The sequence below is a fragment of the Chiayiivirga flava genome (assembly GCF_014202825.1).
Classification (GTDB): Bacteria; Pseudomonadota; Gammaproteobacteria; order Xanthomonadales; family Xanthomonadaceae; genus Chiayiivirga; species Chiayiivirga flava.
On the sequence record NZ_JACHHP010000002.1, the window covers coordinates 1 to 14,678 of the forward strand.

A 14,678-nucleotide genomic window follows, 5' to 3' on the forward strand; every position below is an offset into this window, starting at 1 on the left:
AGCGCCATCCATGCGGGCCACCGCCCAGCCCACCGGCGCCAGCGTCGATCCCGACAGCCCCGCCGCCAGCACCGTCCACGCAAGCAACGACCGCAAGCCCGAACGCCCGTTCCATGCCTTCAAAATTCCCGTTTGCATCTGAGTTCCTTCCTTGGTACTAGGCGCGTGCCAGCTCGTAATAGTCCTTCCTACGCAATGCCATGCGCTCAAAGCGCACGATGTGTGCTGTGTCATCAAATAGGGCTGTTGATATGGCATGACCCAACCGACTCAGCTACGGTGCTGGACTGGGACGCCGGCCGAAAACGGCCATAACACCGGAGATCTCCGATGCGATACTTGGCACTCGGCCTGCTTGCGCTGGCCACCGGCGCGGCGTTCGCGGCGGACACGAAGAAGGACGACGACGCCACGTGGGACGTCAATGCCGCGCACGGCAAGACCAGTTCCGTCTCCTTCGAGACCGACGAAGGCACGTGGCTGGATCTCGATGTGAGCCCGGACGGCAAGCGCATCGCGTTCACGCTGCTGGGCGACATCTATCTGCTGCCGATCGACGGCGGCCGCGCCACGCGCCTGACCTCCGGCCCCGCGTTCGACGTGCAGCCGCGCTTCTCGCCCGACGGCCGCGAACTCGCCTTCACCTCCGATCGCGACGGCGGCAACAACCTCTGGCGCATCGCGATCGACGGCGGCAAGACCACGCAGGTGTCGAAGGAGCGTTTCCGACTGATGAACAATCCGGCGTGGACGCCGGACGGGCAGTACATCATCGGGCGCAAGCATTTCACCGGCCAGCGTTCGCTCGGCGCGGGCGAGTTGTGGATGTTCCACGTGAGCGGCGGCGACGGCCTGCAGCTGACCAAGCAGAAGAACGACCAGCAGGACCAGGGCGAACCGGCGGTCTCGCCGGACGGCCGCTACGTGTATTTTTCCGAGGACGTGAGCGACGGCCCGTTCTTCCAGTACAACAAGAATCCGCACGACACCATCTACGCGATCCGTCGCCTGGACCGCACCACCGGCGAGATCGAGGACGTGGTGTCCACGCCCGGCGGCGCAGTGCGTCCGCAGCCGTCGCCGGATGGAAAATCGCTCGCGTTCGTCAAGCGCATCCGCGAGAAGACCGTGCTGCACGTGCTGGATCTGCAATCGGGCGAAGTGCGCCCGCTGTGGGACGGCCTCAGCCACGACATGCAGGAGGCCTGGGCGATCTTCGGCCCGTACGCGAACTACGACTGGACGCCCGATGCGTCCGCCCTCGTGGTGTGGGCGAAAGGCAAGCTGTGGCGCGTGGATGCCGCCGACGGCAGCCAGACCAACATCCCGTTCACCGCACAGGTCCAACAGACGCTGGCGCAGCCGCTGCGTTTCGACCGCACGCTCGATGAAGGCAATTTCTCCCCGAAGATGATCCGCGACGTGGCCACGAGCCCGGACGGCAGGACCGTGGTCTTCCATGCGCTGGGCCAGCTGTGGACGCGCGCGCTGCCGAGCGGCACGCCAAAGCGGCTCACCGCGAGCACCGGCGTGTACGAATACCAGCCCAGCTTCAGCGCGGACGGCCGCAAGCTGCTCTACACGGTGTGGAACGACGCGGACCTCGTCGCCATCCACGAACGCGATCTCGCGGCCGGCACCGATCGCAGGATCACGACGCAGCCGGGCTTCTACTACGGCCCGCGCTACTCGCCGGACGGACGTAACATCGTGTATGCGAAATCCGGCGGCGGCGGGCTCACCGGCGCCATGTGGTCGGGCGATCGCGGCATCTACGTGATGCCGGCGGCGGGCGGCACGCCGCGACGCATCGCGAACACCGGCGAGAGTCCGCAGTTTTCCGCCGATGGCTCGCGCATCCTGTATTTCACCGGCGGCGGACTCACGAAGAAGCTGATGTCCGCCGGCCTCAACGGCGAGCAATCGCGCGAGGTGTTTTCGCTCAAGTATCCGGACCTCGTCAGCGTGAGCCCGGACGGCAAGTGGGTGGCGTTCACCGAGCTGTTCAACGCCTACGTGGCGCCGCTGCCGAGCACCGGCGGCAGCATCGAGCTGTCCAAGGACAGCAAGGGCATTCCGGTCACGCGCGTGAGCCGCGATGCGGGTTCGTACCTGCACTGGGCGGCGGATTCGAAGTCGCTGCACTGGACCGTCGGCGACGAATACTTCAGCCGCGACCTCACCGATCTGTTCGCCTTCGTGCCCGGCGCGGCGAAGGAGTTGCCCAAGCCCGAATCGGCGAAGGGCATGAAGCTCGGCCTGTCGGCACCGGTGGACACGCCACGCGACGTGGTCGCCTTCACCAACGCACGCATCGTGACGATGCGGGACTCCGAGACCACGCAGGAGGTGATCGAGAACGGCACCGTCGTGATCGACGGCGACACGATCCGCGCCGTGGGCAAGGATGTGTCGGTGCCGTCGAATGCGCGCGTGATCGATGCCGCCGGCAAGACCATCGTGCCCGGCTACGCGGACGTGCACGCGCACGTGGCGCATTTCGGCAGCGGCGTGATCCCGCAGCAGAACTGGGCCTATTACGCCAACCTCGCGTTCGGCATCACCACCACGCACGATCCGTCCGCCACCACCGAGTTCGTGTTCTCGCAGGGCGAACTCGTGAAGGCCGGCACGATGGTGGGCCCGCGCATCTTCTCGACCGGCACCATCCTTTACGGCGCCGACGGCGACTTCAAGGCCGTGGTCGATTCGCTCGACGACGCGCGCTCGCACCTGCGCCGCATGCAAGCCAACGGCGCCTTCAGCGTCAAGAGCTACAACCAGCCGCGCCGGAACCAGCACCAGCAGATCAACCAGGCCGCGCGCGAACTCGGCATGCTGGTGGTGGAGGAAGGCGGCTCCACGCTGTACCACAACCTGCCGATGATCCTCGACGGCGTGACCAGCATCGAACACAACGTTCCGGTGGCACCGCTGTACAAGGACGTGATCGGCCTGTGGAAGGCCACCGACGTGCGCAACACGCCGACGCTGGTGGTGAGCTACGGCGGCCTCTCCGGCGAGTTCTGGTGGTACGCCCGCGACAACGTGTGGGAAGACAAAAAGCTCAACCGCTTCTTCCCGCGCGAGACGCTCGACGCACGCAGCGTGCGCCGCGAGACAGCGCCGGACTGGGACTACTACCACATCGAAGTGGCCAAGGCCGCGAAGGCGCTGCGCGACGCCGGCGTGAAGATCCAGGTCGGCGGCCACGGCCAGCTGCAGGGCCTGTCGCCGCACTGGGAAACCTGGATGCTGACCCAGGGCGGTTTCAGCAACTGGGAAGCGCTGCGCGCCTTCACCTTCGACGGCGTCGACCTGCTGGGACTTGGCAAGGAGCTGGGGTCGATCGAGGCGGGCAAGAAGGCCGACCTCGTGGTGCTCGACTCCAATCCGCTCGACGACATCCGCGCCACCGCCGACACACGCTACGTGATGGTCAACGGCCGCCTGTTCGATGTGGACGCCGACATGGCCGAGATCGGCAACCGCGCCGTGCCGGCACCGACGTTCTTCTGGCAGCGTCACCGCGACGGCAAGACCTACGGCCTCGAATACGGCCCGACGATGCCGTGCCACTGCCCGAAATCCGGCGCCGCGCACCGGCATTGACGTGCGCTGCGGTCGGGCGGCGCGCGCCGCCCGACCGCATGCGTTGCCAAGCCCCGCGCCGCGGAGGACACTGCGGCAACTGCCGTGGGGGACGGACGCCGTGGGATTGATCGATTCGCTCAGGAACTGGATGGGCCGTGCCCCGGCGCGTGCGCCCGAGCCGCCGACGCACACCGACGAAGGCGACTTCGTCGGCCCGGTGGAGGTGGGCCCGGACGGCATCGACCGCCGCGGCAAACCGCGCATCCACGCCGCGGCCGGCATGCGCGTGCTGGTGATCGACGACTCGCCCACCATCGTCGCGCTGCTGCGGCGCATGCTGCAGCAGAACGGCTTCGAGGTGCTCGAAGCCGGCGACGCCGAGGCCGGCCTGGACATCGCGCGCAGCGGACCGCTGCACCTGGTGTTCCTCGACATCGTGCTGCCGGGCATGAACGGCTTCGAGGCATTGCGCCGTCTGCGGCGCGAAGCGGCCACGCGCGATCTGCCGGTCATCATGATCAGCGGCAACGAGCTGGCCACCGAACAGTTCTACGCGCAGCGCATCGGCGCCGACGATTTCATGAAGAAGCCGTTCTCGCGCTCGGAAGTGTTCCATCGCATCGAACGGTTGCTGGGACCGGACCGGTTGCCGCAGCGGCACGGCGCCGGCGCGTCGGCCACCGACGCGGGCGAGGGCTGAGCTGTACGCGTTGCAGGGACGGGGCGTGCATGTGTCGTTGAGGTCGGCGTGCGAGGTGCCGCCCTCATCCGCCTGCCGGCACCTTCTCCCGCAGGGAGAAGGCCTATCGATTGGGGTGCTCCGTGTTCACCGAGGCGTTGTCTGCCGTGCAACCGCGACATCGTGTGTGGCCTTGTCTCTCATCTGCCTTGCGCGCCGCGCTTGAGCCTCCGCGAATGACCGCACGCGCATGACACAGCCGATCGTGCTCGCCTGGAGCGGTGGCAAGGATTCGGCGTGGATGCTGCACATGCTGCGTGCCGATCCGCGCTGGCACGTGTGCGCGCTGCTGACGAGCGTGGACGCGGGCAGCGGCGCTGTCGCGGTGCACCGCCTGCCGCGCGCGCTGCTCGACGCACAGGCGTCAGCGGCCGCGTTGCCGCTGCTCGCGATGCCGTTGCCTGCGAACCCGGACAACGCCGCCTACGAAGCCGCGTTCGCGGCCGCGCTCGCCACGCTGCGGCGGCGCTGGCCGGCGCTGCGGCATATTGCCTTCGGCGACCTGTTCCTCGCGGACGTGCGCGCCTGGCGCGAAGCACTGTGCGCACGCCTGGGCTGGAACGCGGTCTTTCCGCTGTGGGCAAGCGACACCGCGGCGCTGGCGCGCGAGATGATCGACGGCAGCCTGCGCGCGACGCTGTGCTGTGTCGACACCACGCAACTGGATGCCGCGTTTGCCGGGCGCGACTTCGACCACGGCCTGCTCGATGCGCTGCCACCCCGGATCGATCCCTGCGGCGAACAGGGCGAGTTCCACACCGCCGTCCGTGGCGGCCCGATGTTCGCCGCGCCGATCGCGCTGCGCGCGACGCACCGCATCACGCGTGATGCGCGATTCATCTATGCGACGCCGGAGACGCTAGAGTCTGCGAACGATCCTCACGGAGACATGCCATGGCCCAGCGTTACCACCTGACCCTGCCCGACCCCGCCGCCGCGCGCGGCAGCGACGCCGGGCTTTCGTTCCGCTCCAACGGTGCCGACGGCTTTGCCGCCGAACTGCAGGACGCGTTGCGTTCGACCGCGCTGTTCGAACGCTGGCGCAACCAGCAGGACGATCCGGACGGTGTCGACGAGGCCATGGGCGCGACCGATCCGTCGGCCACCGTGACGGGCGAGCAGCGCGACCTGAAGATCGACCTGATCGCGACGACGACGCTGTCGGGCAACATCCTCAAGCATCGCCTGCGCATGCTGGCCGGGAGCGCGTGGCAGCTGAAGGATGTGTCGGCGGCGTAACGGCGCACTGCCATCGCGGCGGGCGGCCACTGCGGCGGCCGATTCCTCGCCGCATCCGTGAGCATGCCTGCCCTTCTCCTGCCGGGAGAAGGGTGAGGCAGCTACCGCATGCCGAACCGGCAGCGCCGGATGAGGGTGCGGTCGAATCGAGTTGGTGGGCTTCGTCCGAGCGGACGTAGACCGATGGGCTCACGCATCTTGCTGCAGCAGCAGTACGGCGTGTTGGACCAAGATAAGACTGCCGCAGCGAGGCTTCGCCGGACCCTCTCCCCAACCCCTCTCCCACGGGGAGAGGGGCTTTGCCCGGCTCCGTGTCCGGCGTCCCGGGATCATTGCGCGGCGCAGACGGCGCGCCCGGACGCGCAGGCAGTTCCGGATCGATGCCCGGCCTACCTCACCCGCCTGCCGTGCTTGATGACCACGTCCACGCGCTGCAGCAGCGCGATGTTGCGCAGCACATCGCCGCGCACCGCGATGAGGTCGGCGTACTTGCCTTCGGCCACGGTGCCGTAGTCCGCGTCGGCCTTCATCGCCACCGCCGGCCAGTACGTGGCGGCGCGGATCGCATCGACCGGGTCGACGTCGAGCTTGTTCACCCACACCTCCAGCTCGTGCCAGGTGCTGTCGCTGTGGAACTTCATCGGGATGCCCGAATCGGTGCCCACCAGCAGCATCGCGCCGGATTCGCGCAGCTGCGAGAACTTGCGCGCGAGCGTCGGCCAGCGCTGCGGCGTCTGCTGGAAGTACCCGATGCGCTCCGGATGTGCGAGCGAGGCGCGGATGTCGGCGATGGTGTCCGGCTGCAGGCCTTCGTGCCAGCGCGTGTCGTCGATGTGTTCGTGGTGCTTGACCGTGTACGGGAAGTTGTAGAGGCCCTCGATCGTGGGCGTCCAGAACAGCGGGCCGCGCGCCATGTTGGCGGTGCGCTCGCGCAGCAGTTCGATGATGTCTGGCGGGTACTCGGGTGCCGCGGCGAAGCCGGTGTGTTCCAGGCAATCGGCGCCGTATTTCAGCGCGCGCCGCACTTCCTCGGGCCGGTGCGCATGCGCCACGACCGGCAGATCGCGCGCGTGCGCCGCGTCGATAACGGCTTTCACTTCGGCATCGCTCATCTGGTCCTGGTCGATGAGCTTGATGACATCCACGCCGGCGTCGGCAAGGCGCTTCACCTTCGCGCGCGCGTCCTCGGGCGAATCCACGCCCCAGCGGAAGGCTTCGGTGCCCGGATAGGGCGTTTTCTGGATGAACGGACCGGAGACGAACAGCGTCGGGCCGGGAATGCGTCCGCTGTTGACGGCATCCCGGATCGCGATCGAATCCTCCAGCGGCCCGCCGAGATCGCGCGCGCCGGTGATGCCGGCGTGCAGCAGCTGCAGCGCGGACGCCGGCATGATCTCGCTGCGGAAGCGCGCCGGGTAGGTCTTGTCCCAGTGCGCGTAGTCGGCGTGGCCGTTGATCATCAGGTGCACGTGCATGTCCCACAGCCCGGGCAGCACGGTCATGCCTTCCGTCGATACGACCGTGGCACCCGCCGGCACCGGCAGGCTGTCGACGCTGCCCACCGCGACGATGCGCTCGCCTTCGATCAGCACCACCGAATCGGCGATCGGCTCGCGCAGGGTGCCGTCGACGAGGGTGCCGCCGACGAGCGCGGTCACGTCCGCGGCGGACGCGCCGGCGGACAACAGGCACAGCAGAAGCAGCGGCGCACGCATGGCAACCCCTTCGATGTTCGGACCCCGCCCTATCGTAACGGAGCCACGCATCGCCGCGCCGCCTTGCCGCGCGGCGATGCGCTGGTACGATACGGCCCATGCCTCTGCGACCCTATCTCGACGCCATGCCGCGTCTCGGCGCGCGCGTCTATGTCGATCCGGCCGCCACCGTCATCGGCGATGTCGAACTCGGCGACGATGCCTCGGTGTGGCCGCTGTGCGTGCTGCGCGGCGACGTGCACCACATCCGCATCGGCGCGCGCAGCAATATCCAGGACGGCACCATCGTGCACGTGACGCATGACGGTCCGTACACGCCGGGCGGCTTTCCGACCCTCGTCGGCAACGATGTCACCGTCGGCCACGGCGCCATCCTGCATGCGTGCACCGTCGAGGATTTCGTCCTGATCGGCATGGGCGCCCGCGTGCTCGACGGCGTGACGGTGAAGAAGTACGGGTTCGTCGGCGCCGGTGCCGTGGTGCCGCCGGGCAAGACCGTCGGCGAGGCGGAGCTGTGGCTCGGCAACCCCGCGAAATTCGTGCGCAAGCTCGACGATCGGCAGATCGAGCAGCTGCACTACAGCGCGCAGCATTACGTGCGGCTCAAGGACCGTTATCTCGCGATGGCCTGACGGCCGGCGTGCGTCACTGGTCGGCGTCGAACTCGTCGGCGTAGATGCGATCGAAACCGGTCTGCCAGCCCAGCGCCTGGCCCTCGCACACCACGTTGCCGAGCGCCGTCGTCATGACCAGCTGCGTCGGCGCGAAATGCAGCGCGATGGTGTCGACCGAGACCAGATCGCCGGCATCCGAATACACCAGATCGAAACTGCCCGGCGCGCCGCCGTCGTCCGGCGTCGGCTGGCAGTTGCTCATGCCCGCGTCCGGCGCCAGCACCAGGTGGTTGGCGGGGTCGAATTCGACGGTCTGGTAGCTGACGTAGTGCTTGCCGTCGAGGGTGAGGATCACCGGTTCCGGGCGCTTGGCCGCAAACGCGGACGAAGAAGACAGCGCCACGGCGGCTGCGAACCAGTGGCGCTTGCGCAAGCGGCGCGGGAGTGGGGAACGGGTCGGTTTCATTGCCGAACCGTAGTGCCGAATCAATGAACATCGGCTGTCTGTCCGGCAAAAAAACGATCGGCGGCAAGGATTTGCCGCGCGGGGACCGAAGCTGTGCCCGGTGCGAACGCGAGCGTCGGGCGGCCGCACCGTGATGCCGAATTCTGCGTATGTGCGAAACACGTCCCGTGTTTACGCGCAGCTCCGGCAGTGTGGCCGGGCGACCGGCGACGGCGCGCCGCTGCGCGGACGCCGGGCGTCATCGCCGCAGAGCGCCGACGCCGTCCGGCGCCGTCATCGCCTCCAGGTGTTGCAGGGCGCCGAGGGCGTCGGTGCGTGTCGTGCCGCACATCGACAGATGCGGGCGCAGCGACGCGCACACCGCCGGACGCTCCGGCCGGCCGAAGATCGCGCACGCGAAGTCGTCGCGCAGTTGCACGCACGGCATGCCCGCGGGTTTGCCGTGCGGCATGCCGGGAATCGGCGAGGAGATCGACGGCGCGATGCAGCACGCGCCGCAGGCGGGACGGCAGTCCACGGCGGGGCGATGCGGCGCGTCAGTCGGCCGTGTGCAGCGCGGCGGCGCGGGCGCGCAGTGCCGCATGCACGGGCGCGGTGTCCGGGCGCTGGCCGTGCCAGCGTTCGAACGCGGACGCGGCCTGCTCGATCAGCATGCCGAGGCCGTCGACCGCCTGCAGCGCGCCGCCGCTGCGTGCCCACGCGAGGAAGCCGGTCGCGGCTTCGCCGTAGCTGAGGTCGTAGCACAGGCAGCGCGCGCCGAGCAGCGACGACGGCAGCGCCAGCGCCGCGCTGCCGCGTCCGGCGGAGGTGGCGTTGACGATCAGGTCGAACGCGCCGGCATGGGCGAGGTCGGCCCAGTAGCGGCTGTGCGCGCGGTCGGGCTGGCCGATGCGGTCGGCGAGTGCGTCTGCGCGCTCGGGCGTGCGGTTGGCGATGACGAGCTCGTCGATGCCAGCGTCGAGCAGGGCCGGCGCCACGCCGCGCGCCGCGCCGCCGGCGCCGAGCAGCAGGGTGCGACGGCCGCGCAGGTCCTGGCCCAGGTGATCGGTGATGTCGCGCACGAGGCCGTCGCCGTCGGTGTTGTCGCCGCGCCAGCCGTCTCCAAGACGCGTGAGTGTGTTCACCGTGCCGGCGATGCGTGCGGCGTCGCCGAGTTCGGCGCACAGCGACGCGGCGAGTTCCTTCAGCGGCAGCGTGACGTTGGCGCCGATGCCGCCGCCGTGCGCGAACTGTGCAAGCACGTCCGCGAACTGAGCGGGCGCGGCTTCGATGGCGTCGTAACGCAGCACGATGCCGAACTGGTCGGCGAAATGCCGGTGGATCGCCGGCGACTGCGAATGCGCGATGGGTTGACCGAACACGGCGTAACGCGGGGTGCCGGAAAGCGAGTGAGCTTGCTGCATGGTCGTTCCTGTCTGCGAGGTGAGTCGGGGTATCGGCGCATCATGTGCGTTCGGCGATGCGGCCAACACGCGCCGATATTCTGGCAGCGGGTCAAGAATCGCCCGGTCGAGATGCCTTTCGCAGCAATGCTCCGGTCGTCGTCCCGGCGAAAGCCGGAACCCGGAGACGTTGGCTTCGATCCGGCATTCGACGCAGGCGAACAGAGCCGCGTCGCTGGGTCCCGGCGTTCGCCGGGACGACGAAACAGCAAAGACTCATCCCTCTCTCAGCCAGCGCGCGGCATCGAGCGCGAAATAGCTGAGCACCGCGTCGGCACCGGCGCGCTTGATGCTGGTGAGCGCTTCGAGCGCGCAGGCGCGACGGTCGAGCCAGCCGTTCTGCGCCGCGGCGACCAACATCGCGTACTCGCCGCTGACCTGGTAGACGAACGTGGGCACACCGAAGCGCTGCTTCACGCGGCGCACGATGTCGAGGTACGGCAGCCCGGGTTTCACCATCACCATGTCGGCGCCCTCGTCGAGGTCGAGCGCCACTTCGCGCAACGCCTCGTCGCTGTTGCCCGGGTCCATCTGGTAGGTGAATTTGTTGCCCTTGCCCAGGCTCGCGGCGGATCCGACCGCATCGCGGAACGGGCCGTAGAAGGCCGATGCGTATTTCGCCGAATAGGCAAGGATGCGGGTATGGATGTGGCCGTCGCGTTCGAACGCGGCGCGGACCGCGCCGATGCGGCCGTCCATCATGTCCGATGGCGCGACGATGTCGGCGCCGGCCTGCGCGTGCGAGACGGCCTGTTTCACGAGCGCTTCGACGGTGGCGTCGTTCACGACGTAGCCGCTGTCGTCTATGAGGCCGTCCTGGCCGTGCGTGGTGTAGGGATCGAGCGCCACGTCGGTGATGACGCCGAGTTCGGGGAAACGCGCTTTCAGCGCTCGCACCGCGCGCTGCACGAGGCCGTCCTCATGCCAGGCGGCGGCGGCGTCGAGCGACTTGGCCTCGGGCGGCGTGACCGGGAACAGCGCCAATGCGGGCACCCGCAGCAATGCTGCCTCCTCGCCGACGCGAAGCAGTTCGTCGATGGACACGCGCTCAATACCGGGCATCGAGGCGATGGCTTCGCGACCGGATTTTTCGTGCACGAAGACGGGATAGATCAGATCGTCGGCGGTGAGCACGGTTTCGCGCATGAGGCGGCGGGAAAAGTCGTCGCGGCGCATGCGGCGCGGGCGGTGGTGCGGGAAGGTCATGGCGGGGGCCGAGAGGCAAATCGGCATTGTACGCCTGCGCCGGCAGGCGGCATGTCCGCAGCACGTCGCAGCGTTGCGCGGGCTTGCGACACGCTGGCGGCTCCAGGCTCGAACCGTGCCTTAGAATTGCCGGATGCCGCTGCCTCCCACGCTCCCGCTCCCGCGTCCGCCGCTCGCACCGCGCGAGTGGCCGGTATGGATCGGCGTCGGCATCGTGTGGGTGCTGGCGAAGCTGCCGTGGCCGCTGCAGCGCGCGCTCGGCGTCGCGCTCGGTGCGCTCATGCGCATCACGATGCGCAGTCGGCGCCACGTGGTCGAAACCAATCTTGCGCTGTGTTTTCCCGAGCTCGACGAGACGCAGCGCAACCGCCTGCTGCACGACAACTTCGCCAGCATCGGCATCGGCCTGTTCGAATTCGCGCGCGCGTGGTGGGGTTCGGTCGCGCCGATGCGCGCGTCAGTGCGCATCACCGGGCTCGAACATCTGCGCGCGGCGCAGGCGAGCGGACGCGGCGTGATGCTGATCTCGGGCCACTTCATGACGCTGGAGTTGTGCGGACGCCTGCTGTGCGATCACATCGAGCTCGCCGGGATGTACCGGGAACACGATCAGGCCGCGCTGGAGTGGGCGGTCAAGCGCGGCCGCCTGCGTTATGCGAGCGCCATGTTCACGCGCGAGGAGCTGCGTCCCGCCCTGCGCCACCTCAAGCAGGGCGGCATGCTGTGGTTTGCGCCCGACCAGGAAACGATGCGCGGCGACAGCGTGTTCGTTCCGTTTTTCGGGCATGCGGCGTGGAGCCTCACCTCGACGCACCAGCTCGCACGGCTGTCGGGTGCGGCGGTGCTGCCGTTCGCGCACCGGCGCGAGGCCGACGGCAGCTACACGCTGGAGGTGAAGGCGGCGCTGGCGGACTTCCCGGGCAGCGATGCAACGCACGATACCGCGCGCGTGATGGCCGAGGTGGAAGCGATGATTCGCGCCGCCCCCAGCCAGTACCTGTGGTTGCACCAGCGCTTCAAGCGCCGGCCGGACGGCGCGCCGTCGCCGTACCGCTGACGCACCTCAGGGATCGCGCGATAGCCCGGCGGCGTCGAGCGCGGCGAGGTAGTCGCGCCAGTTCGCATCGAACGCGCGGCCGAGCGTGTGCAGCGTCACCCAGCTGAAGATGCCGCTGGCGTGACCGTCGTCGAAGCGCAGAAGCACGGCGTAGTTGCCGACCGGTTCGATGCCCGCGATGTTGACGTGGCGCTTGCCTGCGACCAGCGCCTTCTGGCTCGGGTGATGTCCCTGCACTTCGGCCGATGGCGAATGCACGCGCAGGTACTCGGCCGGCAGCGCGAAGGTCTCTCCGGTGTCGAAGGCGATGTCGAGGCGGTGCGAGGCCTTGTGCAGCGTGATGTCGGTGGGATGCGGGTTGGTTGTCACGCGTGCTTGGTCTTCTGTGTTGGACCCAAAGTCCTTCCCCCGTCAAGGGGGAAGGGCTCAAAGCAGGGGCTGGGACGGCCAGTCGATAGCGCGGCGAAACAGACGCAACCGCCTCAAAGAATGTAGCGGCTCAGATCCTGGTCGCGCGACAGCTCGCCCAGGTACCTGTCCACGTACGCGGCATCGATGCGCACGGCGTCGCCGTCCCGATCCGGCGCCTCGTACGACAACACGTCGAGCAGCTTTTCGAGCACCGTATGCAGGCGCCTGGCACCGATGTTTTCGGTGGTCTCGTTGACCTCGAACGCGATGCCGGCGAGACGATCGATCGCATCGTCGGTGAATTCGATCGTCAGCCCTTCGGTGCCGAGCAGGGCCTGGTACTGGCGCGTCAGCGCACTGTGCGGCTCGGTCAGGATGCGCCGGAAATCGTCGCGCGTCAGCGAGTTCAGTTCCACGCGGATCGGGAAGCGGCCCTGCAGCTCGGGAATCAGGTCCGACGGTTTGGCGACGTGGAACGCGCCCGAAGCAATGAACAGGATGTGGTCGGTCTTCACCGCACCGTACTTGGTGCTGACCACCGAGCCTTCCACCAGCGGCAGCAGGTCGCGCTGCACGCCTTCGCGGCTCACATCGGCGCCGTAGCCTTCCGAGCGCTTGGCCACCTTGTCGATCTCGTCGATGAAGACGATGCCGTTCTGCTCGCACAGATCGATGGCGCGCTCGCGGATCTCGTCCTCGTTGACGAGCTTGCCGGCCTCCTCCTCGATCAGCAGCGGCCGCGCGGCTTTGATGGCCAGCGTGCGCTTCTGCGTCTTGCCGCTGCCCAGCTGCGAGAACATCTGGCGCAGTTGCTGGCCCATCTCCTCCATGCCGGGCGGGGCCATGATGTCGATGCCGGCGTTGACGGCGGTTTCGAGCTCGATCTCGCGCTCGTCCAACTTGCCTTCGCGCAACTGCTTGCGGAGTTTCTGCCGCGTGTCGGTTTCTGCGGCATCGTCGTTCTGCGGCCAACCGGCGGCATCGCGTCGGCGCGGCAACAGTGCATCGAGGATGCGGTCTTCGGCGCGGTCCTCGGCCTGGCTGCGCACGCGCTGCTTGGCCTGTTCGCGCTGCATCTTCACCGCGGTGTCGGCGAGATCACGGATGATCTGCTCGACATCCTTGCCGACGTAGCCCACTTCGGTGAAGCGCGTCGCCTCCACTTTCACGAACGGTGCGTTGGCGAGCGTGGCGAGACGGCGCGCGATTTCGGTCTTGCCGACACCGGTGGGGCCGATCATCAGGATGTTCTTCGGCGTGACTTCGCGCCGCAGCTCCGGTTCGAGCTGCATGCGGCGCCAGCGGTTGCGCAGGGCGATGGCGACCGCGCGTTTCGCGGCGTTCTGGCCGACGATCCAGCGGTCGAGTTCGTTGACGATTTCGCGCGGGGTGAGTGAGCTCATGGGTTCGTGATTCGTGATTCGTGATTCGTGATTCGGGATTCCGGGATTCCGGGATTCCGGGATTCCGGGATTCCGGGATTCGTGATTCGTGATTCGAGATTCGGGATTGGTGATTCGCAAACGCGGTTCGGAACAGAAGGCGTCTTCGGAATTGCCCGTACACGCTCTTTCGAATCACGAATCACGAATCCCGAATCACGAATCCCGAATCACCGCCTTCAAAGCTCTTCGATCGTCGTGTTGCGGTTCGTATAAATGCAGATGTCGCCGGCGATGGCGAGCGCCTTTTCGACGATCTGGCGGGCATCGAGCTCGGTGTTGTCGTACAGCGCCTTGGCCGCGGCCTGGGCGAAGGGGCCGCCCGAGCCGATCGCGATCAGGCCGTTTTCCGGTTCGAGCACGTCGCCGTTGCCCGACAGCAGGAGCGAGGCCTCCCGGTCGGCGACCGCGAGCATGGCTTCGAGGCGGCCGAGCCGCCGGTCAGTGCGCCATTCCTTGGCCATCTCCACCGCCGCGCGCACCAGTTGCCCGCCGTGTTTTTCGAGTTTGGCTTCGAACAGCTCGAACAGCGTGAAGGCATCGGCCGTGGCGCCGGCGAAGCCCGCGAGCACCTTGCCGTTGCCGAGGCGGCGGATCTTGCGTGCGTTCGACTTGACGATGGTGTTGCCGAGCGTCACCTGCCCGTCGCCGCCGATGACGACGCGGTCGCCGCGACGCACGCTGACGATGGTGGTGGCGTGGAAGGTGTCCTGACTCACGTGGGAAGTCCGTTCGTTCGGTCGGGCAGATATG

Annotated in this window: 14 protein-coding genes; 6 read left to right on the forward strand and 8 right to left on the reverse strand. The window is 68.0% G+C overall.

Annotated features, from left to right (window positions below; translation table 11 throughout):
* Positions 1–330: 330 nt before the first annotated feature.
* The 4 genes from HNQ52_RS04625 to HNQ52_RS04640 all read left to right on the forward strand — a co-directional run bounded on the left by HNQ52_RS04625 (position 331) and on the right by HNQ52_RS04640 (position 5,572).
* Positions 331–3,612 (forward strand): amidohydrolase family protein, encoded by a 3,282-nt coding sequence (locus HNQ52_RS04625; protein WP_183959964.1) that lies wholly within the window; start codon positions 331–333, stop codon positions 3,610–3,612.
* A 130-nt stretch (positions 3,613–3,742) separates the two neighbouring features.
* Entirely contained in the window at positions 3,743–4,294 is a 552-nt protein-coding gene (locus tag HNQ52_RS04630) for a response regulator (RefSeq protein WP_183959965.1), read from the forward strand.
* Positions 4,295–4,523: 229 nt separating this feature from the next.
* A complete protein-coding gene (locus tag HNQ52_RS04635) occupies positions 4,524–5,249 on the forward strand; it encodes a Dph6-related ATP pyrophosphatase (protein WP_183959966.1) in 726 nt (241 codons plus the stop codon).
* Complete coding sequence (locus HNQ52_RS04640) at positions 5,228–5,572, forward strand: hypothetical protein (protein WP_183959967.1); 345 nt, start codon at positions 5,228–5,230, stop codon at positions 5,570–5,572. Before HNQ52_RS04635 ends, HNQ52_RS04640 begins: the two co-directional genes overlap by 22 nt.
* Positions 5,573–5,961: 389 nt before the next feature.
* Here HNQ52_RS04640 and HNQ52_RS04645 read toward each other — a convergent pair whose 3' ends face one another.
* Entirely contained in the window at positions 5,962–7,287 is a 1,326-nt protein-coding gene (locus HNQ52_RS04645) for an amidohydrolase family protein (RefSeq protein WP_183959968.1), read from the reverse strand.
* Positions 7,288–7,385: 98 nt separating this feature from the next.
* Here HNQ52_RS04645 and HNQ52_RS04650 point away from each other — a divergent pair, with 98 nt between their 5' ends.
* Positions 7,386–7,919, forward strand: a complete 534-nt coding sequence (locus tag HNQ52_RS04650; protein ID WP_183959969.1) for a gamma carbonic anhydrase family protein — start codon at positions 7,386–7,388, stop codon at positions 7,917–7,919.
* Positions 7,920–7,932: 13 nt separating this feature from the next.
* Here HNQ52_RS04650 and HNQ52_RS04655 read toward each other — a convergent pair whose 3' ends face one another.
* From HNQ52_RS04655 to hemB, 4 genes are all read right to left on the reverse strand, one after another.
* The gene (locus tag HNQ52_RS04655) at positions 7,933–8,367 is read right to left on the reverse strand and encodes a hypothetical protein (protein ID WP_183959970.1); all 435 of its coding nucleotides are present in this window, start codon (positions 8,365–8,367) and stop codon (positions 7,933–7,935) included.
* 238 nt (positions 8,368–8,605) lie between these two features.
* Entirely contained in the window at positions 8,606–8,884 is a 279-nt protein-coding gene (locus HNQ52_RS04660) for a YkgJ family cysteine cluster protein (RefSeq protein ID WP_183959971.1), read from the reverse strand.
* A gap of 19 nt (positions 8,885–8,903) precedes the next feature.
* The gene (gene aroE / locus HNQ52_RS04665; protein ID WP_183959972.1) at positions 8,904–9,770 is read right to left on the reverse strand and encodes a shikimate dehydrogenase; all 867 of its coding nucleotides are present in this window, start codon (positions 9,768–9,770) and stop codon (positions 8,904–8,906) included.
* Between the two features lie 255 nt (positions 9,771–10,025).
* Positions 10,026–11,015, reverse strand: coding sequence for a porphobilinogen synthase (gene hemB, locus HNQ52_RS04670; RefSeq protein ID WP_183959973.1), 990 nt, complete (start codon positions 11,013–11,015; stop codon positions 10,026–10,028).
* A gap of 133 nt (positions 11,016–11,148) precedes the next feature.
* Here hemB and lpxL point away from each other — a divergent pair, with 133 nt between their 5' ends.
* On the forward strand, positions 11,149–12,072 hold the full coding sequence (gene lpxL, locus HNQ52_RS04675; protein WP_183959974.1) for an LpxL/LpxP family Kdo(2)-lipid IV(A) lauroyl/palmitoleoyl acyltransferase: 924 nt from the start codon (positions 11,149–11,151) through the stop codon (positions 12,070–12,072).
* Positions 12,073–12,078: 6 nt separating this feature from the next.
* Here lpxL and HNQ52_RS04680 read toward each other — a convergent pair whose 3' ends face one another.
* The 3 genes from HNQ52_RS04680 to hslV all read right to left on the reverse strand — a co-directional run bounded on the left by HNQ52_RS04680 (position 12,079) and on the right by hslV (position 14,644).
* Positions 12,079–12,441 (reverse strand): gamma-butyrobetaine hydroxylase-like domain-containing protein, encoded by a 363-nt coding sequence (locus HNQ52_RS04680; protein WP_183959975.1) that lies wholly within the window; start codon positions 12,439–12,441, stop codon positions 12,079–12,081.
* 113 nt (positions 12,442–12,554) lie between these two features.
* Positions 12,555–13,886, reverse strand: coding sequence for an ATP-dependent protease ATPase subunit HslU (gene hslU, locus HNQ52_RS04685; protein WP_183959976.1), 1,332 nt, complete (start codon positions 13,884–13,886; stop codon positions 12,555–12,557).
* Positions 13,887–14,104: 218 nt separating this feature from the next.
* Positions 14,105–14,644 carry an ATP-dependent protease subunit HslV gene (gene hslV, locus HNQ52_RS04690; RefSeq protein ID WP_183959977.1) on the reverse strand — a complete coding sequence of 180 codons (540 nt, stop codon included), beginning with the start codon at positions 14,642–14,644 and terminating at the stop codon, positions 14,105–14,107.
* Positions 14,645–14,678 lie beyond the last annotated feature (34 nt).

What these genes read in the sequence shown, in the direction of transcription:
- HNQ52_RS04645 (WP_183959968.1), bottom strand. Translation starts at nt 7,287, where the DNA reads ATGCGTGCGCCGCTGCTTCTGCTGTGCCTGTTGTCCGCCGGCGCGTCC.
- aroE (WP_183959972.1), bottom strand. Translation starts at nt 9,770, where the DNA reads ATGCAGCAAGCTCACTCGCTTTCCGGCACCCCGCGTTACGCCGTGTTC.
- HNQ52_RS04655 (WP_183959970.1), bottom strand. Translation starts at nt 8,367, where the DNA reads ATGAAACCGACCCGTTCCCCACTCCCGCGCCGCTTGCGCAAGCGCCAC.
- HNQ52_RS04630 (WP_183959965.1), top strand. Translation starts at nt 3,743, where the DNA reads ATGGGCCGTGCCCCGGCGCGTGCGCCCGAGCCGCCGACGCACACCGAC.
- HNQ52_RS04625 (WP_183959964.1), top strand. Translation starts at nt 331, where the DNA reads ATGCGATACTTGGCACTCGGCCTGCTTGCGCTGGCCACCGGCGCGGCG.
- HNQ52_RS04635 (WP_183959966.1), top strand. Translation starts at nt 4,524, where the DNA reads ATGACACAGCCGATCGTGCTCGCCTGGAGCGGTGGCAAGGATTCGGCG.
- hslU (WP_183959976.1), bottom strand. Translation starts at nt 13,886, where the DNA reads ATGAGCTCACTCACCCCGCGCGAAATCGTCAACGAACTCGACCGCTGG.
- lpxL (WP_183959974.1), top strand. Translation starts at nt 11,149, where the DNA reads ATGCCGCTGCCTCCCACGCTCCCGCTCCCGCGTCCGCCGCTCGCACCG.
- HNQ52_RS04650 (WP_183959969.1), top strand. Translation starts at nt 7,386, where the DNA reads ATGCCTCTGCGACCCTATCTCGACGCCATGCCGCGTCTCGGCGCGCGC.
- hemB (WP_183959973.1), bottom strand. Translation starts at nt 11,015, where the DNA reads ATGACCTTCCCGCACCACCGCCCGCGCCGCATGCGCCGCGACGACTTT.
- HNQ52_RS04640 (WP_183959967.1), top strand. Translation starts at nt 5,228, where the DNA reads ATGGCCCAGCGTTACCACCTGACCCTGCCCGACCCCGCCGCCGCGCGC.